General features: G+C 66.3%; 15 protein-coding genes. 6 read left to right on the top strand and 9 right to left on the bottom strand.

Annotated features, from left to right (window positions below; translation table 11 throughout):
• The first annotated feature begins 313 nt into the window (after nucleotides 1-313).
• The 4 genes from ACAW63_RS24505 to ACAW63_RS24490 all read left to right on the top strand — a co-directional run bounded on the left by ACAW63_RS24505 (nucleotide 314) and on the right by ACAW63_RS24490 (nucleotide 7,461).
• A complete protein-coding gene (locus ACAW63_RS24505) occupies nucleotides 314-2,281 on the top strand; it encodes a DUF1302 domain-containing protein (protein ID WP_371229808.1) in 1,968 nt (655 codons plus the stop codon).
• A gap of 59 nt (nucleotides 2,282-2,340) precedes the next feature.
• A complete protein-coding gene (locus tag ACAW63_RS24500) occupies nucleotides 2,341-3,708 on the top strand; it encodes a DUF1329 domain-containing protein (protein WP_371229805.1) in 1,368 nt (455 codons plus the stop codon).
• A 274-nt stretch (nucleotides 3,709-3,982) separates the two neighbouring features.
• Complete coding sequence (locus ACAW63_RS24495; protein WP_331315916.1) at nucleotides 3,983-5,065, top strand: YCF48-related protein; 1,083 nt, start codon at nucleotides 3,983-3,985, stop codon at nucleotides 5,063-5,065.
• Between the two features lie 14 nt (nucleotides 5,066-5,079).
• Nucleotides 5,080-7,461 (top strand): RND family transporter, encoded by a 2,382-nt coding sequence (locus ACAW63_RS24490; RefSeq protein ID WP_371229803.1) that lies wholly within the window; start codon nucleotides 5,080-5,082, stop codon nucleotides 7,459-7,461.
• Nucleotides 7,462-7,530: 69 nt separating this feature from the next.
• Here ACAW63_RS24490 and ACAW63_RS24485 read toward each other — a convergent pair whose 3' ends face one another.
• Nucleotides 7,531-8,340 carry a cyclase family protein gene (locus tag ACAW63_RS24485; RefSeq protein WP_371229801.1) on the bottom strand — a complete coding sequence of 270 codons (810 nt, stop codon included), beginning with the start codon at nucleotides 8,338-8,340 and terminating at the stop codon, nucleotides 7,531-7,533.
• A gap of 129 nt (nucleotides 8,341-8,469) precedes the next feature.
• On the opposite strand from ACAW63_RS24485, the gene ACAW63_RS24480 reads away from it, so the two are divergent.
• The gene (locus ACAW63_RS24480; RefSeq protein ID WP_371229798.1) at nucleotides 8,470-8,886 is read left to right on the top strand and encodes a carboxymuconolactone decarboxylase family protein; all 417 of its coding nucleotides are present in this window, start codon (nucleotides 8,470-8,472) and stop codon (nucleotides 8,884-8,886) included.
• 112 nt (nucleotides 8,887-8,998) lie between these two features.
• Here ACAW63_RS24480 and ACAW63_RS24475 read toward each other — a convergent pair whose 3' ends face one another.
• The 8 genes from ACAW63_RS24475 to ACAW63_RS24440 are packed head-to-tail and all read right to left on the bottom strand — an operon-like array spanning nucleotide 8,999 to nucleotide 17,908.
• Nucleotides 8,999-10,090: an alpha/beta hydrolase gene (locus tag ACAW63_RS24475; protein ID WP_371229795.1), complete on the bottom strand. Its 1,092-nt coding sequence runs from the start codon at nucleotides 10,088-10,090 to the stop codon at nucleotides 8,999-9,001.
• Nucleotides 10,091-10,140: 50 nt separating this feature from the next.
• Nucleotides 10,141-11,787, bottom strand: coding sequence for a BatD family protein (locus ACAW63_RS24470; RefSeq protein ID WP_371229792.1), 1,647 nt, complete (start codon nucleotides 11,785-11,787; stop codon nucleotides 10,141-10,143).
• Nucleotides 11,784-13,547 (bottom strand): VWA domain-containing protein, encoded by a 1,764-nt coding sequence (locus ACAW63_RS24465; protein WP_371229790.1) that lies wholly within the window; start codon nucleotides 13,545-13,547, stop codon nucleotides 11,784-11,786. The genes ACAW63_RS24470 and ACAW63_RS24465 overlap by 4 nt, the downstream gene beginning before the upstream one ends.
• Nucleotides 13,544-14,587, bottom strand: coding sequence for a VWA domain-containing protein (locus tag ACAW63_RS24460; protein ID WP_371229787.1), 1,044 nt, complete (start codon nucleotides 14,585-14,587; stop codon nucleotides 13,544-13,546). The genes ACAW63_RS24465 and ACAW63_RS24460 overlap by 4 nt, the downstream gene beginning before the upstream one ends.
• Nucleotides 14,580-15,077, bottom strand: coding sequence for a DUF4381 domain-containing protein (locus ACAW63_RS24455; RefSeq protein ID WP_371229784.1), 498 nt, complete (start codon nucleotides 15,075-15,077; stop codon nucleotides 14,580-14,582). Before ACAW63_RS24455 ends, ACAW63_RS24460 begins: the two co-directional genes overlap by 8 nt.
• A complete protein-coding gene (locus ACAW63_RS24450) occupies nucleotides 15,074-16,018 on the bottom strand; it encodes a DUF58 domain-containing protein (RefSeq protein WP_371229781.1) in 945 nt (314 codons plus the stop codon). Before ACAW63_RS24450 ends, ACAW63_RS24455 begins: the two co-directional genes overlap by 4 nt.
• A gap of 1 nt (nucleotide 16,019) precedes the next feature.
• On the bottom strand, nucleotides 16,020-16,979 hold the full coding sequence (locus tag ACAW63_RS24445; RefSeq protein WP_275610945.1) for a MoxR family ATPase: 960 nt from the start codon (nucleotides 16,977-16,979) through the stop codon (nucleotides 16,020-16,022).
• Between the two features lie 47 nt (nucleotides 16,980-17,026).
• Nucleotides 17,027-17,908 (bottom strand): DUF1353 domain-containing protein, encoded by an 882-nt coding sequence (locus ACAW63_RS24440; RefSeq protein ID WP_371229777.1) that lies wholly within the window; start codon nucleotides 17,906-17,908, stop codon nucleotides 17,027-17,029.
• A 314-nt stretch (nucleotides 17,909-18,222) separates the two neighbouring features.
• Here ACAW63_RS24440 and ACAW63_RS24435 point away from each other — a divergent pair, with 314 nt between their 5' ends.
• Nucleotides 18,223-23,085: an NAD-glutamate dehydrogenase gene (locus tag ACAW63_RS24435; protein ID WP_371229774.1), complete on the top strand. Its 4,863-nt coding sequence runs from the start codon at nucleotides 18,223-18,225 to the stop codon at nucleotides 23,083-23,085.
• Nucleotides 23,086-23,116 lie beyond the last annotated feature (31 nt).

Genomic DNA, 23,116 nt, shown 5'->3' with positions numbered 1-23,116 from the left:
CTTCCAGGGGCGGATCGCGCCATTTCGCGGGGGCGATGGCGCAATCGGTCAGTGGGTTGGTCAGTGGATGATCAGTCACAAAAAGTAGCGAGCCACATCTTTAAATTTTGTAAGCAGATTCAGCGCATTTACAGCAATTGGCATCGGCGTTGCACCGGCCGATCCCGCTTAGCCTTTGCCTGGCCATTGGGTCGGGGGGCGTGTCGAGCACCTTGGGGGAGCGCGACAACAAGGCCGTGGAATAACGGCTGACGAGGCGAACCGCCCGCAGTGGCGGCGCCCTTACAATGATCAGTCCATGGAGTGAGTCCTAATGGAAATCCCGGTTCGCAAGAGCGTCTTGCGTTTCGCACCTGCTCGCGCGGGTTTTGCCCTGGCAGGTGTCCTGCCTCTGCTGATGTCGGTCCCAGCTGCTGCCGTCGAGTTCAGCTTCCTCGACAGCGAGGTGAGCGGCTCGCTGGATACCACTGTGTCCTACGGCACCCTGTGGCGTGTGCAGGGCCAGGACAAGAGCAACAACGACATCAACAGCAACGACGGCAACCGCAACTTCGATACCGGCCTGGTTTCCGAGGTGTACAAGATCACCTCCGACCTGGAGGCGACCTACAAGAACTACGGCATGTTCGTGCGCGGTTCGGCGTTCTATGACACCCAGATCATGGACAAGCGCAACGACTACCTGGACCACAACCAGCCGCCGCAGCCGAGCCAGAGCTACCCCAACAACGACCACTTCACCAGCGAAACCCGCGATACCGCCGGCAGCCGCGCGGAAATCCTCGACGCCTATGTCTATGGCAACTGGGACGTGGCCGAGCATCCGGTGACCGGCCGTCTGGGCCGCCAGGTATTCAACTGGGGCGAGGGCCTCTTCTACCGCGGTGGCGTCAACACCACCAACCCGGTGGACGCCGCCAAGTTCCGCCTGCCTGGCTCCGAGCTCAAGGAAGTGCTGATGCCGGTGGAGGCGGTGAGCTTCAACATCGGCCTGACCGACAACCTGTCGATGGACACCTTCTACCAGTGGAACTGGAAGGAAACCCGCCTCGACCCGGTCGGCACCTACTTCTCCGAAACCGACCTGTTCGCGGATGGCGGCAACACCGCCTACACCACCGTCGGTGCGCTGGCCAACCCGCTGTTCCAGAGCCTCTATCCGCAGCTCTCGGCGGCCCATGTCGGCGGCCTGCAGGGCACCCAGTACCTGGACTCCAACGGCGTGTTCAAGGTCGCCAACGTCGGCAAGGACATCAATGCCAAGAACGACGGCCAGTTCGGCGTGGCCTTCCACTACATTGCCGAAGAGCTGAACTCCACCGAGTTCGGCTTCTACTTCGTCAACTACCACGCCAAGGAACCGACCATCTACGCCGACCTGAACAGCAGCTACGCCGGTCTGGACATGGACCAGCTGGCCGGCCTGGGCGGCTTCTCCTCCTATGACCAGCTGATGGCTGCCGCCGGCAGCGGCAACGCCATGGCCGGGCAGGTGCTGGGTCTGGTCAACGGCGCGGCGGCGGTGGACGTGGCCAACCAGGTCAATGCCCGTCGCGAGTACGTCGAGAACATCCGCATGTACGGTTTCAGCTTCAACACCACAGTCGGCGACGCCTCGGTGTTCGGTGAGCTGGCCTACCGTCCGAACCTGCCGATCGGCATCGCCACCACCAACGACCTGCTCGGCGACCTGCTCGTCCAGGCGCCGCAGCTGGCCAGCGGAAAGACCGTGAACATCGGCGGCGGTGATGTGGCGCTCACCGACCAGATCCACAACTATGAGCGCGTCGAGGCCTTCAACACCTCGCTGGGCACCATCTACAACTTCGGTCCGCAGCTGTCCTTCGACTCGCTGATGGGCGTGGCGGAGCTGGCCTCCGAGCACCTGCGCGGCAGCGACCTGCAGTACACCGCCTACGACGGTTCCACCCGCTACTACTCCGGCCGTGGCAACGGCGCCTACATCTCCGGCTATGACCGCGACGATCAGGTGAACAAGAACGCCTACGGTTACACCCTGTTGCTCTCGGGTACCTGGAACGACGTGTTCGCCGGCGTGAACGTCTCGCCGTACGCCGTCTACAAGGACGACTTCGAAGGCAACTCCTACCAGACCGGCAACTTCATCGAAGGCCGCAAGGCCTACACCCTGGGCGTCAAGGCCACCTACCTGAACGCCCTGGAAGCCGAGCTGCAATACACCGAGTTCTACGGCGCAGGGCAGAACAACGCCGGGCGTGACCGCGACAACGTCGGTTTCAACGTCAAGTACTCCTTCTAACGACAAGCACGCGCCGGGTGCCTGAAGCGCCCGGCGGGTGAACCTCACGGAGAAACACCATGCGCAACATGCGTACCCTGATCGGCGCGGCGGTGGCCCTTGCCCTGTCCGCCGGCAGTGCCCTGGCAGCGGTTTCCGCGCAGGACGCGGCCAAGCTGCAATCGACCCTGACCCCGCTGGGCGCGGAAAAGGCCGGCAACGCCGCCGGCACCATCCCGGCCTGGACCGGTGGCATCACCCAGGCGCCGGCCGGTTACAAGCCGGGCCAGCACCACATCGATCCGTTCGCCGCGGACAAGCCGCTGTACACCATCACCAAGGCCAACCTGGACCAGTACAAGGCCAACCTGACCCCGGGCACCCTGGCGCTGTTCGCCACCTACCCGGACACCTTCCAGATGCCGGTGTACCCCAGCCGCCGCAGTGGCTCGGCGCCGCAGTGGGTGTATGACAATACCTTCAGGAACGCCACCAGCGCCAAGCTGGCCGAGGGCGGCAATGGCTTCGTCGATGCCTTCGGCGGCATTCCGTTCCCGATTCCGCAGAATGGCGTGGAAGCACTGTGGAACCACATTGCCCGCTACCGTGGCACCTTCGTCGTGCGCCGCGCCTCGGAAGTCGCGGTGCAGCGCAACGGCGACTACTCCCTGGTGACCTCGCAGCAGGAAGCACTGTTCAAGTACTACGTGCAGGGCAAGAGCTTCGCCGACCTGAACAACCTGCTGTTCTACTACCTGTCCTTCACCAAGAGCCCGGCTCGCCTGGCCGGCGGCGCCGCGCTGGTGCACGAGACCCTCGACCAGGTGAAGGAACCGCGCCAGGCCTGGGGCTACAACGCCGGCCAGCGCCGTGTGCGCCGCGCGCCGAACCTGGCCTACGACACCCCGATCGCCGCCGCCGACGGCCTGCGTACCGCCGACGACACCGACATGTTCAACGGCTCGCCGGACCGCTACGACTGGAAGCTGATCGGCAAGAAGGAAATGTACATCCCGTACAACAACTACAAGGTCTCCAGCCCGGACGTTACGTACAAGGACCTGCTGACCCCGAGCCACCTCAATCCCAAGTACACCCGCTACGAGCTGCACCGCGTGTGGGTTGTGGAGGGCACCTTGAAGCCGGGCGCGCGCCACATCTATTCCAAGCGCGTGCTGTTCCTCGACGAGGACAGCTGGGGCGCCGCCGAGGTCGACCAGTACGATGGCCGTGGCGAGCTGTGGCGCGTGTCGCTGGCCTACCTGAAGAACTACTACGAGCTGCCCACCACCTGGACCGCCCTGGATACCTTCCACGACCTGCAGGCCCGCCGCTACCACGTGCAGAACCTGGACAACGAAGAGCCGACCACCATCGACTTCGCCCAGGCCGTGCCGGACGACTCCTACTTCAGCCCGTCCGCACTGCGTCGCCGCGGCACTCGCTGAGTTCGTCCCGTGTCCGAAAGAGCCCGCCTTCTGGCGGGCTTTTTCTTGTCGGCCTCCGACCGGTGGCGGAGCCAAAGTGTTACCTCACACCCCATTGAAAGCCTTCTGTGGCGCGCCTTACAGCGTTCATGGCCAGGTGCAATCATCCTTTTGGGGGAGGTGTTCGCTGCTTAACAAAAGATAACGTGCCGTTAATTGTCAGCCCCGGAAAACGCTGGCTATATAGCGACCACACTCGATACCGCCTGCAATAAGAACAAAGAGGTAAAGGCATATGCGTGAGCCCCAGTGGCGCACTACGAGCGAGCAGTCCGTGTCGGAGACTCCGCGCTCCTTCCCGATGTCGCGCAAATCGATTTCCCTGCTCGGCGCACTTTCCTTGCTGATGCTGTCCGTCGCTCCCTTGCATGCCGTCGCGGCGACCGAGGCGGCCAGTGACTCCAGCTCCATCCCTTCGGCCAAGGCCGCCAGCAGTCTGCTGCTGGGCGTCGCAGAGGCCGGCAAGCGCCTGGTGGCGGTAGGGGATCACGGGCATATCCTTTACTCCGACGATGCCGGCAAGAGCTGGACCCAGGCCAAGGTGCCGACCCGCCAGTTGCTGACCTCGGTGTTCTTCCTCAATGACAAGAAGGGCTGGGCCGTCGGCCACGACGCGCAGATCCTCGTCACCACCGATGGCGGCACTACCTGGACCCGCCAGTTCGAAGACCTCAAGCGCGAAGCGCCGCTGCTGGACATCTGGTTCCAGGACGACAACCACGGCATGGCCGTGGGCGCCTACGGCGCGCTGCTGGAAACCACCGACGGCGGCCAGCACTGGGAAGACGTCAGTGACCGCATGGACAACGAGGACCAGTACCATCTCAACTCCATCGCGGCGGTGAAGGATTCCGGCCTGCTGGTGGTCGGCGAGGCCGGCAGCATCTTCCGCTCCAAGGACTGGGGCCAGACCTGGGAAAAACTCGAAGGCCCTTACGAAGGCTCTCTGTTCGGCGCGATCGGTACCCGCCAGGCAGGCACCGCGCTGGTCTACGGTCTGCGCGGCCACCTGTTCCGCACCACCGATTTCGGCGACAGCTGGCAGCAGGTCAACCTGCCCACCGCCAACGGCGGCGAGCTCGAGTTCGGCCTTTCCGAAGGCTCGTTGCTGGCTGACGGCACCGTGGTGGTGGTCGGGCATGGCGGCAGCGTCCTGGAAAGCAAGGACGACGGCCAGAGCTTCAAGGTCTACAACCGTCCCGACCGCCTGTCTCTGGCGGGCGTGAGCGGCGCCGGCAACGGCAACCTGGTGCTGGTCGGCCAGGGCGGCATCCACTTGGCTTCGGCGACCGGCGCCGAGCTGACAGAACAACAATAAGCCGGGGAGCCTGCATGAACGCTCTGAGCAAACACCAACAGGACAAGGCGACTTTCCTGGAACGCATCATCTTCACCCACCGGCCATTCGTGATCATCGCCTGTCTGCTGGTGACCATCTTCCTGGGCTACCAGGCGACCCAGGTGCGGCCGTCAACCAGCTTCGAGAAGATGATTCCGCTGCAGCATCCGTTCATCCAGAACATGCTGGAGCACCGCAACGACCTGGCCAACCTCGGCAACACCGTGCGTATCTCGGTGGAAGCGGTGAACGGCGACATCTTCACCAAGGAGTACATGGAGACGCTGCAGAAGATCCATGACGAGGTCTTCTACATCCCAGGCGTCGACCGCTCCGGCATGAAGTCGCTGTGGAGCCCGAGCGTGCGCTGGACCGAGGTGACCGAGGAAGGCTTCGCCGGCGGCGAAGTGATCCCGCAGACCTACGACGGCTCGCCCAAGGCGCTGGAACTGCTGCGCAACAACGTGCTCAAGTCCGGCCAGATCGGCCGCCTGGTGGCCAACAACTTCAAGTCGAGCATCGTCGACGTGCCGCTGCTGGAGGTCTACCCGGACCCGAAGGACCAGGGCAAGCTGCTGAAGCTGGACTACCGCCAGTTCTCCCATGAGCTGGAAGAGAAGATCCGCGACAAGTACCAGTTGCAGAACCCGAACGTGAAAATCCACATCACCGGCTTCGCCAAGAAGGTCGGTGACCTGATCGACGGCCTGCTGCTGGTGGTCGGTTTCTTCGGCATCTGCTTCGTGATCACCCTGGTGCTCCTGCTGTGGTTCACCAAGTGCGTGCGCTCGACCATCGCCGTACTCTCCACCACCCTGGTGGCGGTGATCTGGCAGCTCGGCCTGCTGCACTCCATCGGCTTCGGGCTGGACCCGTACTCGATGCTGGTGCCGTTCCTGATCTTCGCCATCGGTATTTCCCACGGCGTGCAGAAGATCAACGGTATCGCCTTGCAGTCCAGCGATGCGGAAACCCCGTTGCTGGCCGCCCGCCGTACCTTCCGCCAGCTGTTCCTGCCGGGCATGATCGCCATCCTCGCGGACGCCGTCGGTTTCATCACCCTGCTGGTGATCGACATCGGCGTGATCCGTGAACTGGCCATCGGCGCCTCCGTCGGCGTGGCGGTGATCGTGTTCACCAACCTGATCCTGCTGCCGGTCGCCATCTCCTACATCGGCATCAGCAAGAAGGCGGTGCAGCGCAGCAAGGAGGACGCCGTACGCGACCATCCGTTCTGGCGCGCGCTGTCCAACTTCGCCAGCCCCACCGTGGCGCCCATTTCCGTGGTCATCGCCCTGGCGATGTTCGCCGTCGGCATGTGGGAAGGTCATCACCTGAAGATCGGCGACCTCGACCAGGGCGCGCCGGAGCTGCGTCCGGACTCGCGCTACAACCTGGACAACGACTTCATCATCCGCAACTACTCGACCAGCTCCGACGTGCTGGTGGTGATGGTGGAATCCGCCGCCGAAGGCTGCTCCACCCACAAGACCATGGCCGCCATCGACGAGCTCGCCTGGCGCCTGGAAAACACCGAGGGCGTGCAATCGGCCATTTCCCTGGTCACCGTCTCCAAGCAGATGATCAAGGGCATGAACGAGGGCAACCTGAAGTGGGAGTCGCTGTCGCGCAACCAGGACGTGCTGAACAACTCCATCAGCCGTGCCGAAGGCCTGTTCAACAGCAACTGCTCGCTGGCGCCCCTGCTGGTGTTCCTCAACGACCACAAGGCCGAGACCCTCGACCGTGCGGTCGGCGTGGTCCAGGAGTTCGCCAAGGCCAACAATCAGGATGACCTGAAGTTCAAGCTCGCCGCCGGTAACGCCGGTATCGAGGCGGCCACCAACGAGGTGATCAAGCAGTCCGAACTGACCATCCTGATCCTGGTGTACATCTGCGTGGCGGTGATGTGCCTGATCACCTTCCGCTCCTTCGCCGCGACCCTGTGCATCGTGCTGCCGCTGATCCTCACCTCGGTGCTGGGCAACGCGCTGATGGCCATGCTCGGCATCGGCGTGAAAGTGGCGACCCTGCCGGTGATCGCACTGGGCGTGGGTATCGGCGTGGACTACGGCATCTACATCTACACCCGCCTGGAGTCCTTCCTGCGCCAGGGCCTGTCCCTGCAGGAGGCCTACTACGAGACCCTGAAGTCCACCGGCAAGGCGGTGCTGTTCACCGGTCTGTGCCTGGCCATCGGCGTTGCCACCTGGATCTTCTCGGCGATCAAGTTCCAGGCCGACATGGGCCTGATGCTGACCTTCATGCTCCTGTGGAACATGTTCGGCGCCCTGTGGCTGCTGCCGGCGCTGGCACGCTTCCTGATCAACCCGGAGAAGGTGCGTCAGAAGAAGGCGTCGATCCTGGTTCATTGATCGACAGCCGAGCGACAAACGAAAACCGCGGCCCAAGGGCCGCGGTTTTTTTTGCTGTTCGTAGGGCTGTCACGGCAGGATCGCGAACACCCGCGCCGGGAAGCCGGTGCCCCTGGCGATCTTCGGGAAACTCACCACCGCCAGCGCGCCGGCCTCGGGCACCTGGTCGAGGTTGGCGAGCAGTTCGATCTGGTAGTGGTTGGTGCCCAGGATGTAGGACTCCAGCGAATAGTCATCCTTGCTGGTGGCGATGCCCGGATCGGTGTCGGTGGTCTCGTGGCCGGACGCGGTGATCTTGCGCGTCTCGTAGAGGTACACCAGCGCCTCCTTGCTCCAGCCCGGGTAATGCGCCACGCCCTTGGCATCCTGGTTCTGCATCTTCGCCTGGTCCGGCCAGCGCTGCGACCAGTCCGTGCGCAGCGCGGCGAAGGCGCCCTCGGGCACCGGGCCGTGCTTGGCTTCCCAGGCCTTCACGTCGGCCAGGGTCAGCACGTAGTCGGGGTTCTTCGCTACCTGCTGGTGGATGTCGAACACCACCAGCGGCAGGAACTGCTCCTTCACCTCCAGTTGATCGACGCTGCGCAGGCCCTTGTGGAAGTGCACCGGCGGATCGACATGGGTGCCCCACTGGCCGACGTGGCTGTACAGCTCCACCTGGAAGCCGTCCTTGTCCACGGTATAAAGCGTCTTGCGGCCCATGGGCTCGAAGCCTTTCCAGTGCGGGGTGTCGTTGTCGAAGGCGTGGGTGAGGTCGACCCAGGTGTGCTGCTTGAGGCTGGCGTAGGTGTCCCACAGGCCGGGCTGGGCGGCATGGGCGGGCTGTTGAGCGAGCAGTGGCAGCAGAGCGGCGGAGCAGAGCAGGGCGGGTAGGTGGCGCATGTGTCTGATTCCTTGACGGGGATGGGTTGGCGCGCCTTATCTTTCTCCAGCGCCTGCCCTGCCTTCCAATTCCGAATTCTGCTTTTCTTATTCCGCCTTGTTATTCAAACGAACGAACCAGGAGTGCCCATGTCCTTCCAGCTCATCGAATACGCCGACGCCAGCCTCGAAGTCCGCGCCGTCTACGACGACATCATGGCGACCCGCAAGATCGACTGGGTGAACAACTTCTGGAAAGCCCTGGCCAACCATCCGCAGACCCTCAAGCGCACCTGGGAAAGTCTCAAGGAGGTGATGGGGCCGGGGCAACTCGACCCGCTGATGAAGGAGTTGATCTACGTCGCCGTCAGTGTCACCAACAACTGCAACTACTGCATCGGCTCCCATGGCGCCGCGGCGCGCAAGGCGGGGATGGACGATACCATGCTCGGCGAGCTGCTGGCGGTGGTGGCCATGGCCAACGAGACCAACCGCCTCGCCATCGGCTACCAGGTGCCGCTGGACGATGTGTTCAAGGGGGCGGTGATGGAAACGGGTGGTCACTGAGTGAGGCTGTTCGCGAGCAAGCTCGCTCCTACAAGTGGGCGCCGGTGTTCCTCCTGTAGGAGCGAGGGGGACGCCTAGTTCTTGCTCGCGAACCCTGACCGAAGACGGGCTCTCAGGGCGCTGTCGCCGACAGTCGCTGGATCGCCTTCACCGGCGTCCCGTCACTCCAGCGCCCCATGGACAACTGCGCTGCGCCGCCGCCCAGCGCATAGTCGCGGTCCTGACCGTAGAAGGCCGCGTCGCACAACGCATCGAACAGCTTCCAGGTGCCGTACCAGTCCATTGCATCGGTGGCCAGGGCGTTATGGGCGGAGGGCTGGCCCTGCTTGAGGCGCTGGCGCACCCGTTCCTGCACGCGGTTGAGCAGCCAGCTGGAGGAGTCGCTGGGCGGATAGCGCGGATCGAAGCGCGGCGCGGTGGGGGCGGCGTGGTTGGCCAGCAGGGACGGGCTGCCGTGGCGGTCGCTGTGCAGGAGCAGCAGGTCCTTGTCCCGCGGGGCGACCTGGGTGCTTTCCTGATAGATACGGCGTGCGTCATCGCAGCCTACGACCCCGTCCTCATTGCCGCAGACGGCCAGCAGCAGGGTACCGGCGGGTATGTCCGAAAGCGGCTCCATCGGCACCTGGCGCCAGCGTGAGCCGCTGCTCCTGCCCGGCTCCACGGCCATCAGCGCATTCGGTTTCGGCACGCCCAGGCGCTGCCAGGAGGCGGCGAGCCCGCTGGCGATCAGGCCGCCGGCGGAGTGGCCGACGTAGGCCGCATGCCCCAGCTCCGGTTTCACCCCGAGCCGACCTGCCAGCAGGTCGCCGATGGCTCGGCGCACCGAGTCGGCGGCATTGGGCAGGAAGTCCGCCGCCGGTGTCTTCAGGTTGGCCTGGTAGCGCGGATAGATGAGGATCGCGCCGCGCCGGACGATGTGTTCGATCCAGGCCCGGTACAGGTCCGGCTGCATCACGCTCCAGCCGTGGGTGAACACCACCAGCGGGGCGCTTTCCGCCTGTGGGCGGGCGGGGGTGAAGACCCAGTACTCGTTGCCATCGGCGTTGAAGTGCCATTGGCGTACGTCGGCGTGGCTGTAGCCAGAGCCGCCGGGCCCCTGCAGCGGTTGCGTCGGTGGCAGGGCGGGGTCCGCGTGCAGGATGCGGGTCAGCAGCAGGCCGGTGACCAGTGCCGGGAGAAGTCTCGGAGTACGAACGCGGGGCATTGCTGCGCCTCTTGGCGGGGCTTGCCAGCAAGCATAGCCCCGCCACTGCGTCAGCGCGGGTAGAGCGGCGGCAGGCTGCCCGGCTCGGTGGCGGGCGCGGCTTCCGGATCGGCGCCCGGCAGGCCGCGAACGGCGCGCCAGAGGTCCTCGCCCTGCCAGTTGCGGCCGCCTTCGCTGTCGCTGTACAGCGCGCCGTTGAGGCTGTCCAGGGCATCGGACAGCGGCACGAAGCGCGCCGCCATGTCCGCCAGGGTTTCCGGTTGCTGGCGCGCCCAGGCATCCAGCGCCTGGCGGGTGGCATGTGGGTCGTTGGCCTGGCAGGCGCGGCGCAGTTCGTCGAGCAGGGTGCGGGCGCTGGGGCCGGCGACCGCGGCACGGGCCACCGCGGGCAGCCGGCGCGCGCGCCACCACAGGCCAAAGCCCAGCAGCGTGGTGAAGGCAAGAACGGCGCAGGCCAGTTGCCAGGGCCACAGGCGGGGCTGGGGTTGCAGCAAGGCGTCGGTGGCGGCGGCGGGCGTATCGGCCGGGGTTTCCAGCTGCGGGTTGGCGGCGACCTCCAGGGTACGCGCCGGCAGGCTGGTGCGCTCGACGCGATTGTCCCGGGTGTTCCACCAGACCACCTCGACGGGGGGCAATTGTACCTGGCCGGCATGGTCGGCGATCAGCGCCTCGCGTTCTTCGCGGCTGCCGATCACGCCCTGTTCGGTGCCCTGATTGGCCAACTGCGGCTGGTCGGGGTAATGGCGCAGCTCGGCTGGCAGCGTCTGCGGCAGCGGCGGCAACTGGGCGCTGGAGAGTCCCTCCACACGCAGCATGATGTTGCGGGTCAGCGCTTCGCCGGCACGGGCCTGTTCCGGCTGCGGGCTCCAGGTTTCGCTCAGGCTCAGCGAGCGGGCCGGCAGCCAGGGCGCGTCCTTGGGATAGTCGGCGGGCTTGGGTTTGATCTGCAGCGGGATGGTCGGCGAGATCACCCGGATCTGCTTGCCCGGCGGCGGGCCGAAGGGGTTGTCGTCGGAGCTGCGCTGCTGGGAGGCCTGGGTGGCGTTGAAGGTCTGGCCGGGGATTTCCAGTGGGCCGCTCTTCTGCGGGAAGATCGCGTAGCGAACTTCGATGACCCCATGGCGCACGCCATTGATTTCCTTCTCGTAGGTGCGCGCCTCGCCCAGCGGCTCGACACGGGCATCGGCGATCTGTAGCGGCGTGAGGCTGCTGTCGTCGTACAGCGATACCGAGTGATAGATGCGCAAGGTCAGGATCACCTGGGCCTGCACATAGCTCTCCTCCTGGTCGACGCTGGCATCGATGAATACGGGGGCGAGCTTCTGGCTGCTGGTGCTTTCCTCGGCCTTGAGCACGTGCAGGCTGATCGACTCGGTGGCGTTGCCGCCCAGGCTGATCGGCGGAATCACCACGGTGCCCTCGTTGCGCGGCTGCAGGGTGACGATCCAGCGGGTGGTGGCCTGGGTCTTGCCGTTCAGCGTGGTGAGACGGTTGACCTGGCGGGTGCCGAGCACCACGAACTGCTCGTCCAGGGGCTTGAGGTCCGGCTTGCCGAACAGGGTCGGGTCGTCGGACTCCAGCGTCAGGTCGATGCTTTCGCCCTGGTTCAGGCTTGTGCGGTCGACGCTGGCGGTGAAGCTGGCCTCGGCGCGGACGGCGGCGAGGCAGAGCAGGGTCAGGCAGATCAGCCTTTTCATTGCGTGGGTTCCTGGCGCTGCTGTTGTTGCTGGTACCAGAACTTGCGGCGCAGCAGTTCCGATGGATCGTCGGGAATCTGGCGCAACCATTGCTCCAGGGCCTGGCGGCGCTCGTCACTCAATGGACCGGTGGTCGCCAGGTTGGTTTCGCCGTCGTCACCGTGGGTCGCCTGCGGCGTGTTGCTCCGGCTGGCGGCCGGCTTGTCGGCGTCGTGCTGTTCCGGTGTCTGGGCCGACGGGGTGGGCTGCGAGTCCTGTTCCTCGGACTGCTCCTCCTTGGGCTTCGAATCCCTGGGCTGCACCGGCTGGGGGTCGCTGGATTCGCCCTGGGTCGGGTTCTGCTGCTGGGATGACTGGCTTTCTTCCTCGCCGGAGGTTTTCTGGCGTTGGCGCAGCAGGTCCTCCAGCAGTGCCTTGTTGCGTTGCGCGGCCGCCAGGTCGGGGGCGCGCTCCAGGGCCTGGTCGTAGGCGTCGATCGCGGCTTCCAGTTCGTTCTGCCGGGCCAGGGCGTTGCCACGGTTGTAGTGGTCGGCGGCGCTGTCGCCCAGGGCGAAGGCCTGCGCGGCATCGGCGTAGTCGCCGGCTTCGTAGAGTGCCAGGCCCCGCCAGCGGAAGTCCTCGAAGTGCTCGGCGGCGTCGGCTGGCTTTTGGGCATCCAGCAGGCGCTGGCCCTGCTGATCGGGGGTCAGCCAGAGGTCGGCCAGCTCGAAGGCGTTGGCGTTCTGCGGCGGCGACCACAGCAAGGGCAGGAGCAGCGGCAGGCTGAACAGCCAGCCCCGGCGACCGGCGCAGGCGGCGAGCAACAGCAGGGGCAGAAGCAGCCAGTAGCCCTGGTCGGCCCAGCGTTGCAGGCGCAGGAGGGCGTCTTCCTCGCTGACCTGCAGGCCCTGTGTGTTGTTCAGCAGGCCCAGGGCGCGCAGGTCGGCGTTGCCCGGGCGCAGGCGCTGGAAGCGTCCGTCGAGGTCGCCGGCGAACTGGCGCAGGGCGTTCTCGTCCAGCCGTGGCACCAGGATGTTGCCTTGCTCGTCCTTGAGGAAGGTGCCGTCTTCCAGGGCGATCGGCGCGCCGCCGGCGGTGCCGATGGCGAGCAGCAGCAGGTCCTTGCCCTTGCCTTTGAGCGCCTTGCGGATGCCCTGGCGTTCCTGGGCGTCCAGGGCGCTGGTGATCAGCAGGATATGGCCGTTGCCTTCGGCGCCGCGGTTCAGCAACTGGCGTGCCTGTTCGATGGCGAGGTCGGCGCGGCGGCCCGGCGCCGGCATGATCGACGGCTTGAGCGCGTCCAGCAGGTTGCGCGCGGTGCCCAGATCGTTCGACAGGGGCACGAGAGTATGCGCGCTGCCGGCGTAGACGACGATGGCGGTCTGTGCATCGCTGCGTGCCCGCAGCAGGTCGAGCACCTTGCGCCGAGCCTGTTCCAGGCGGCTGGGCGGCAGGTCGGTGGCGAGCATTTCAGGGGTCAGTTCGAGTACCACCACCAGCGGATCGCTGCGCTCCATCGCCGGTTGTTCCAGGTACTGCCAGCTCGGGCCGAGCAGCGCGAGCACCGCCAGCAGCCAGGCCAGGCCGAGGAAAATCCAGGGGCGTCGCTCGTGACGCCCGTGGCCGCCGGACAGCATCCAGGGGTGGAAGGCCGCCGGCAGCAGCAATTGCCAGCGACCGGCGCGGCGCTGGCGGTGCCAGAGCTTCCACAGCAGCCAGCCGAGCAGCGGCAGCAGAAGCAGCGACCAGGGGCGCAGCAAATGGGGCAAGAACGCGCTCATGGCTGCCGCTCCCGGCGCAGGCGTGCCAGCCAGGCGGGGCGAGCCGGCCAGCGCCAGTCCTCCGGCGGCCAGAGTTCGCGGATCACCAGCGCCACGCTGATCAGCAGCGCCAGCAGCAACGGCCAGCTGTAGAGGGCGAGGGCTGGGCGGGCCTGGGTGGGTTTCTGCTCCACCGGCTCCAGGGTATCGAGGCTGTCGGAGATGCGTTGCAGCTCCTCCCCGTTGCGGGCGCGGAAATACTCGCCGCCGGTGGTTTCGGCGATCGCCTTGAGCGTCAGTTCGTCCAGGTCCAGGCCGGGGTTCAGGCCGAACAGCCCTGTCACGCCGCCCTGCTGGGGATCGGCGCCGATGCCGATGGTGTAGATCTTCACCTGTTCCTCGGCGGCGAGACGGGCGGCGGTCTGCGGATCGATCTCGCCGGCGGTGTTGGCGCCGTCGGTGATCAGCACCAGCACGCGGCTCTGTGCCGGGCGCTGGCGCAGGCGTTTGACTGCCACACCGATGGCGTCGCCCAGGGCAGTGTCCTTGCCGGCGATGCCGATCATCGCCTCGTCGAGCCAGACGCGCACGGTGTCGCGGTCGAAGGTCAGTGGCGCCTGCAGGTAGGCGCGGGTGCCGAAGAGGATCAGGCCGACGCGGTCACCACGGCGCGCCTCGATGAAGCCGCCAAAGAGCTTCTTCACCAGTTCCAGGCGGCTGATCTCGTCGTCCTCCCAGCGCATGTCGGCGTAGTCCATGGAGCCGGAGACGTCCACGGCGAGCAGCAGGTCGCGGCCGGTGGCGGGAATCGGCAGCGGGTCGCCGACCCACTGCGGGCGCGCCGCCGCCATCAGCAGGCAGAGCCAGAGCAGAGCGAAGGGGGCCTGTTGGCGCCAGGCCGGCAGGCGCGCACGGGCGCGGCGGCCGGCGAGGCCTTCGAGTTCCTGGAGGAAGCTGACCTTGAGCGCGGCCTCGCCGCTGTCCGCCGGAGGCAGGAGGAGGCGCATCACCCAGGGCAGGGGCGCGAGCAGGAAGACCCAGGGCCAGGCGAACTCAAACATGCTTGCGCACCCAGGTTTCCACGGCGGCGGCGAGGCCGTTGATGGCCTTGTCGTCGAGCTGGCATTCGGCGCGGTAGCCGCCCTCGACCAGGATCATCCAGCGGGTCAGGCCGGCGGCGGGGCAGCGGTTGTCGAGGAAGGCCAGCCAGGCGCGGCCGCTCAGGGTATGGCTGTGGCTGTCCGGCCAGCGCGCCCGCGAGACGCGCTTGAGCAGGCCGTTGAGCGCCTGCAGCCAGGGACCTGCGGGAGCACGGTCATAGGGTCGCGGCAGCCGCGCGAGCTCTTCCAGAGCCGCCTGGCGCAAGGGATCGAGCGGGGACTCGGCGACTTCCTTCGGCTTGCGCCGCGGCTGCCAGTGCTGGCGCGTCAGCCAGAGCACCCACAGGGCAATCGGAATCAGGGCGGCAACCACCCACCAGCCGGGCGCGGGCGGCCACCAGGCGACCGGCGCGGGCGTGATCAGCGGTTCCAGCTGGTCCAGCGGGTTCATGGCGCGTACCCCGGCTGGTGCTGTTCCAGCAGGTTGCGCAGCTGTTCCACCAGTTCCTCCTGGGTGGACAGCGGCAGCAGCGGCACGCCCAGGCGCTGGGCCAGGCGTGTCCAGCGTTCGCGCCGGGCCTGGCCCAGGGCTCGGTAGGCCAGGCGCTGTTCGTCGATATGGGTGTCCAGCTCCAGCTGTGCCTGCCCTTCGGCGAATCTTAACAGCCCGGCCGCCGGCAGGGCGTGGTCGAGCGGATCGGACACCGGCAGCAGCACCAGGTCGGTGTGGCGTGCGAGCAGCGCCAACTGTTGCTCGGCCAGGTCGCCCAGCGCGCGCTCGTCGCACACCACCAGGATCAGGCTGCCGGGGCGCAGCACTTCACGGGCGCGGCGCAGGGCCATGCTGAAGCCATCGCTGCCATGGTTGACGCCAGTACCGGCGAGCAGTCCGTGGTTGGCGCGCACGACCAGGTTGAGCAACTGCAACAGGCTCTGCTTGCTGCGACGTGGCTTGATCTCGTGGCATTCGCTGTCGGTGAACACCAGCCCGCCGATGCGATCGTTGTGCGCCAGCGCGGACCAGCCGATGAAGGCGGCGGCGCGGGCAGCGAGGACCGATTTGAGGCACAGCCCGGAGCCGAAGAACAGCCGGGTGCTCTGCTCGACGAGGACGAACACCGGGCGCTCGCGCTCTTCGTGGAACAGCTTGGTATGGGGCTCCCGGGTGCGCGCGGTGACGCGCCAGTCGATGGTGCGCACGTCGTCGCCGGCCTGGTAGACACGCACCTGGTCGAAGTCCACCCCGCGCCCGCGCAGGCGCGAGTGGTGCAGGCCGATCAGCGGGCTGCGGCGCGACGGCGTGGAGAACAGCTGGGCTTCGCGCAGGCGATGGCGCATCTCGATCAGCTCGCCGAGCGAGACGGCCACGCCGGGCGCCAGGACGTTGTGCATGTCAGGCGACGGCGACCACGTCGAGGATGCGCTGGACCACGCGGTCCTGGTCGATCCCGGCGGCTTCTGCCTCGAAGGACAGGATCAGGCGGTGGCGCAGCACATCGAACAGCATCGCCTGGATGTCTTCGGGGCTGACGAAATCGCGGCCGGCCAGCCAGGCATGGGCGCGCGCGCAACGGTCGAGGGCGATGGAACCGCGCGGGCTGGCGCCGTAGGAAAGCCATTCGGCCAGTTCGGCGTCGTACTTGGCCGGGTTGCGGGTGGCCATGATCAGTTGCACCAGGTATTCCTCCACCGCGTCGGCCATGTACAGGCCGAGGATTTCCTGGCGGGCGGCGAAGATGGATTCCTGGGTCACCTGACGCTCGGGTCTGGTTTCGCCGTGCAGCGCTTCGCCGCGGGCCTGCTGGAGGATGCGGCGCTCCACGGAAGCCTCGGGGTAGCCGATCTTCACGTGCATCAGGAAGCGGTCGAGCTGGGCCTCGGGCAGCGGGTAGGTGCCCTCCTGCTCGATGGGGTTCTGCGTCGCCATCACCAGGAACAGCGGCGGCAGATCGTAGGTGCTGCGGCCCACGCTGACCTGGCGCTCGGCCATGGCTTCGAGCAGTGCCGATTGCACCTTGGCCGGGGCGCGGTTGATTTCGTCGGCCAGCACCAGGTGGTGGAAGATCGGTCCCTGCTGGAAGACGAAGGTGCCGTTTTCCGGGCGATAGATCTCGGTGCCGGTGATGTCCGCCGGGAGCAGGTCAGGGGTGAACTGGATGCGGTGGAACTCGGCTTCCAGGCCTTCGGCCAGGTCCTTGATCGCCTTGGTCTTGGCCAGGCCCGGCGCGCCCTCCACCAGAAGGTGGCCGTCGGCGATCAGGGCAATGAGCAGACGCTCGATGAGCTTTTCCTGGCCGAGGATCTGGCTGGAGAGGTACTGGCGCAGCGCAAGCAGCGACTCACGATGTTCCATCGCGTGGGGTTCCTGGACGAGGGTGGGGCTGTGTCGGGGCCCATACTTTACTGCATCGGCAGTTGCTCGGGGAGCGCCGGGGTTCTCACCCGGGGTTGCGCAGCCTGCGACTTCGGGTCGCCGGGCAACGGCGTCAGGCAGCGCAGCGCGCTGTTCGGGTTGCGCACCCGGCGCATCTCGCGGGCGCCGCCATGGATGACCGCGAACCGGTAGACCCAGGCTACCAGGCGCGGCATGCCGGCTTCGAGCAGCATGCGGTGGAAGAGTTCATCCGCCTCGGCCTTGGTCACCGGGGCGACGTTGAGGAACTGGTACAGCGCGTCATGCACCAGGCTCGCGTGGTGGGCCACCGGCCAGAACATCAGGCGCTGCTTCTGCTGGCCGCGGCACAGGTACTGCACCGGCTCCAGGTGGTCCCACCAGTCGGGCGTGCCGAAGGTGGCGATCCAGTAGAAGGGTACCTTGGGCGAGCAGCCGTCCCAGGCGTAGGTGCGCTGGCAGGAGAGGTCGTAGCTCACGGTGCCGGCGTCCAGGTCCACGCTGGCCGGGCCGGGGTTGATGATGATGCGGCCGTCGTGCACCACCAGCCACTCGCTATAGAAGAAGCGGCCCCTGAAGGCGGCGTCCTCGCGCACCAGGGGGAAGTCGATGTAGTTGATCCATGGCCCGCTACGGTCGCGGCTGCAGAAACCCCACTGCTCGATCGAGCGCTGGCGGGCCGCGGCGACCCGGCGCAGGCGCTCCTGGCGGCCAATGCAGCGCGGCAGCAGTATACCGAGGTAGACCGGCAGGGCGCCCAGCAGCAGCGGCCGGATCGCCAGCGGCAGAAACAGCCAGGCCAGGGTGACCAGCGCAACGCCGAGCGAGGTGACCACCAGGTTGTCCAGGTGGCGTAGCAGTGGGCGGCGCAGGGGCGGTCGGCGTTGCATGGCATCCATTCCAGGCGGGGGAGAGCCATGATAGCGCTCTGATATTTGATACGCCCGTCCCGCATCGACCATACAAGTATTTCGGTGATTGCCCGATGGGCGCTCCGGTGGCGGTCCGGAGCAAGCCGTTGAACGAATATGTCGCAGCCCCGTAAGCGAGCGATAGCCCACTACCGATAAGCTCGGCGAATCGATGACCGCCCGGTCGGGACGGTCGATCGAGGGTCACACTGCCCAATTACATCTGTGATCCCCTCAAGACGCACAAGCGAACTACGCTCAATCCAATAATTCGAGCCCAGCGGAGTAACACCATGGCGTTCTTCACCGCAGCCAGCAAAGCCGACTTCCAGCAACAACTGCAGACGGCCCTGGCGCAGCACGTCGACGACAAGGGCATGCCACAAGTGGCCCTGTTCGCCGAACAGTTCTTCGGTTTCATCGCACTCGACGAATTGACCCAGCGCAGGCTGTCCGACCTGGTCGGTTGCACCCTGTCGACCTGGCGCATGCTGGAGCGGTTCGACCCGGCCCAGCCCGAGGTGCAGGTGTACAACCCCGATTACGAGAAGCACGGTTGGCAGTCCACCCACACCGCCGTGCAGGTGCTGCATCCGGACCAGCCGTTCCTGGTCGATTCGGTACGCATGGAACTGAACCGCCGTGGTTACAGCATCCACACCCTGCAGACCAACGTGCTGAGCGTGCGCCGCAACGGCAAGGGCGAACTGCTGGAAATCCTGCCCAAGGGCACCCATGGCAAGGATGTGCATCAGGAATCGCTGATGTACCTGGAGATCGACCGCGCCTCGCACATTGGCGAGCTGCGCACGCTGGAGAAGAGCCTGCTTGAAGTACTGGGCGAGGTTCGCCTCGCAGTGGCCGACTTCCCGGACATGCGCGCCAAGGCCGAAGAGCTGCTGGCCTGGCTGGGCAAGTCCAAGTCCAAGGCGCGCGCGGAAGAGACCGCGGAGGTGCGGGCCTTCCTCGAGTGGCTGCTGGACAACCACTTCACCTTCCTCGGTTACGAGGAATTCACCGTCGCCGACGAGACCGATGGCGGTCGCATGGTCTACGACGAGAAGTCCTTCCTCGGCGTGGCCAAGCTGCTGCGCACCGGCCTCAGCCAGCAGGAACTGCACATCGAGGACTACGCGGTGGCCTACCTGCGCGAGCCGCTGCTGCTGTCCTTCGCCAAGGCCTCGCACCCCAGCCGCGTGCATCGCCCGGCCTACCCGGACTACGTATCGATCCGCGAGATCGACGCCAAGGGCAAGGTATTGCGCGAGTTCCGCTTCATGGGCCTGTTCACCTCCTCGGTCTACAACGACAGCGTGACCCAGATCCCGTCGATCCGCGGCAAGGTGCTCGAAGTCGAGCGCCGCTCCGGTTTCGACGCCAATGCCCACCTGGGCAAGGAACTGGCGCAGGTGCTGGAAGTGCTGCCGCGCGACGACCTGTTCCAGACCTCGGTGGACGAACTGTTCGCCACCGCCATGTCCATCGTGCAGATCCAGGAACGCAACAAGATCCGCCTGTTCCTGCGCAAGGACCCGTACGGCCGCTTCGCCTACTGCCTGGCGTACGTGCCGCGCGACATCTATTCCACCGAGACGCGGATCAAGATCGAGCAGGTCCTGCGTGACCGCCTGAAGGCCAGCGACTGCGAGTTCTGGACCTTCTTCTCCGAGTCCACCCTGGCCCGCGTGCAGTTCATCCTGCGCGTCGATCCGAAGAACCGCATCGACGTCGACGCCGCGCAGCTGGAGCAGGAAGCCATCCAGGCCTGCCGTTCCTGGCAGGACGACTACGCCGCGCTGGTGCTGGAAAACTTCGGCGAAGGGCAGGGCAACAACCTGCTGGAAGACTTCCCGAAAGGCTTCCCGGCTGGCTACCGCGAGCGCTTCGCCCCGCACTTCGCGGTGGTGGACCTGCAGCACCTGTCCAGCCTGTCGGACAAGCGTCCGCTGGTGATGAGCTTCTACCAGCCGCTGGCCCAGGGTGAGCAGCAGCTGCACTGCAAGCTGTACCACGCCGATTCGCCGCTGGCGCTGTCGGACGTCCTGCCGATCCTGGAGAACCTCGGCCTGCGCGTGCTCGGCGAGTTCCCCTATCGCCTGCGCCACAGCAATGGCCGCGAGTACTGGATCCACGACTTCGCCTTCACCTACGCCGAAGGCCTGGACGTCAACATCCAGGAGCTCAACGAGACCCTGCAGGACGCCTTCGTCCATATCGTCAACGGCGATGCCGAGAACGACGCCTTCAACCGCCTGGTGCTGACCGCCGGCCTGCCGTGGCGCGACGTGGCGCTGCTGCGCGCCTATGCCCGCTATCTCAAGCAGATCCGCCTGGGCTTCGACCTGGGCTACATCGCCAGCGCGCTGAACGCCCACGTGGATATCGCCCGCGAACTGGTGCGTCTGTTCAAGACCCGCTTCTACCTGGCCCGCAAGCTCACCGCCGAGGACCTGGACGACAAGCAGCAGAAGCTGGAACAGGCCATCCTCGCGGCGCTGGACAATGTCCAGGTGCTCAACGAAGACCGCATCCTGCGGCGCTACCTCGACCTGATCAAGGCGACCCTGCGCACCAACTTCTACCAGCCGGACGCGGCCGGGCAGAACAAGGGCTACTTCAGCTTCAAGTTCAATCCCAAGGCGATTCCGGAGATTCCGCGACCGACGCCCAAATTCGAAATCTTCGTCTACTGCCCGCGGGTGGAAGGCGTGCACCTGCGCTTCGGCGACGTGGCCCGTGGCGGTCTGCGTTGGTCCGACCGCGAGGAGGACTTCCGCACCGAAGTGCTGGGCCTGGTGAAGGCGCAGCAGGTGAAGAACGCGGTGATCGTGCCCACGGGTGCCAAAGGCGGCTTCATCCCGCGCCGCCTGCCGGTGGGCGGCACTCGCGATGAAATCCAGGCCGAGGCCATCGCCTGCTACCGCATCTTCATCTCCGGCCTGCTGGACGTGACCGACAACCTCAAGGAAGGCAAGGTCGTGCCGCCGGCCAACGTGGTGCGCCACGATGCCGACGACCCCTATCTGGTGGTGGCGGCCGACAAGGGCACCGCGACCTTCTCCGACATCGCCAACGGCATTTCCGCCGAATACGACTTCTGGCTGGGCGACGCCTTCGCCTCCGGCGGTTCCGCCGGCTACGACCACAAGGGCATGGGCATCACCGCCCGTGGCGGCTGGGTCTCGGTGCAGCGTCACTTCCGCGAGCGCGGCATCGACGTGCAGAAGGACAGCGTCACCGTCATCGGCATTGGCGACATGGCCGGCGACGTGTTCGGCAACGGCCTGCTGATGTCGGACAAGCTGCAGATGGTCGCGGCCTTCAACCACATGCACATCTTCCTCGACCCGAATCCCGACCCGGCGGCGAGCTTCGCCGAGCGCCAGCGCCTGTTCAACCTGCCGCGCTCCAGCTGGGCGGACTACGACGCCTCGCTGATCTCCGCCGGCGGCGGCATCTTCCTGCGCAGCGCGAAGAGCATCACCCTGACCCCGGAAGTACGTGCGCGCTTCGACATCGACGCCGAGCGCCTGACCCCCACCGAGCTGATCCACGCGCTGCTCAAGGCGCCGGTGGACCTGCTGTGGAATGGCGGCATCGGCACCTATGTGAAGTCCAGTGACGAAACCCACGCCGACGTCGGCGACAAGGCCAACGACGGCCTGCGCGTGGACGGCCGCGACCTGCGGGTGAAGGTGGTGGGCGAGGGCGGCAACCTTGGCATGACACAGCTGGCGCGGGTCGAATTCGGCCTCAATGGCGGCGCGTGCAACACCGACTTCATCGACAACGCCGGTGGTGTGGACTGTTCCGACCACGAGGTGAACATCAAGATCCTGCTCAACGAGGTGGTGGCCGCCGGTGACATGACCAGCAAGCAGCGCAACAAGCTGCTGGCGGAAATGACCGACCAGGTCTCCGGCCTGGTGCTGGGCAACAACTACAAGCAGACCCAGGCGCTGTCCCTGGCCGAGCGCCGCGCCCGCGAGCGCATCGCCGAGTACAAGCGGCTGATGAGCGACCTGGAAGGTCGCGGCAAGCTGGACCGGGCGCTGGAGTTCCTGCCCACCGACGATGCCCTCGCCGAGCGTATCGCCGCAGGCCAGGGGCTGACCCGTGCCGAACTGTCCGTGCTGATCTCCTACAGCAAGATCGATCTTAAGGAGCAACTGCTGGGCTCCCTGGTGCCGGACGACGACTACCTGACCCGCGACATGGAGACGGCCTTCCCGCAGACCCTGGTCGATACTTTTGGCCCGGCCATGCGCAAGCACCGCCTGAAGCGCGAGATCGTCAGCACGCAGATCGCCAACGACCTGATCAACCACATGGGCATCACCTTCGTGCAACGCCTGAAGGAGTCCACCGGCATGACGCCGGCGAACGTGGCCGGCGCCTACGTGATCGTGCGTGATGTCTTCCACCTGCCGCACTGGTTCCGCCAGATCGAGGCGCTGGACTACCAGGTGCCGGCGGAAGTGCAGCTGACCCTGATGGACGAGCTGATGCGCCTGGGCCGCCGCGCGACCCGCTGGTTCCTGCGCAGCCGCCGCAACGAGCAGGACGCCGCCCGTGACGTGGCGCACTTCGGTCCGCGCATCGCCGCCCTCGGTCTCAAGCTCAACGAACTGCTCGAAGGTCCGACCCGCGAGCTGTGGCAGGCGCGCTACCAGGGCTACGTCGACGCCGGCGTGCCGGAGCTGCTGGCGCGCATGGTCGCCGGGACCAGCCATCTCTACACCCTGCTGCCGATCATCGAGGCGGCGGACGTCACCGGCCGCGACCCGGCCGATGTGGCGCGCGCCTACTTCGCCCTGGGCAGCGAGCTGGAATTGACCTGGTACCTGCAGCAGATCAGCTCCCTGCCGGTGGAGAACAACTGGCAGGCGCTGGCCCGCGAAGCCTTCCGCGACGACCTGGACTGGCAGCAGCGGGCGATCACCGTGTCGGTCCTGCAGATGCAGGATGGCCCGGCGGAGATCGATGCGCGCGTGCTTCTCTGGCTGGCACAGCACGCCCCCATGGTCGAGCGCTGGCGCACCATGCTCACCGAGCTGCGTGCCTCCAACAGCACCGACTATGCGATGTACGCCGTCGCCAACCGGGAGCTGCTCGACCTGGCGCAAAGCAACCAGCACGGCGTGTGCATCCCTTGATGCACAGCGCCCGTTGACCCTTTGATGCTCC

The organism is Pseudomonas sp. QE6 (assembly GCF_041379005.1).
Taxonomy (GTDB): domain Bacteria; phylum Pseudomonadota; class Gammaproteobacteria; order Pseudomonadales; family Pseudomonadaceae; genus Pseudomonas.
Note: the sequence above shows the minus strand (reverse complement) of the source record. Positions and strands in the feature narration are given on the sequence as shown.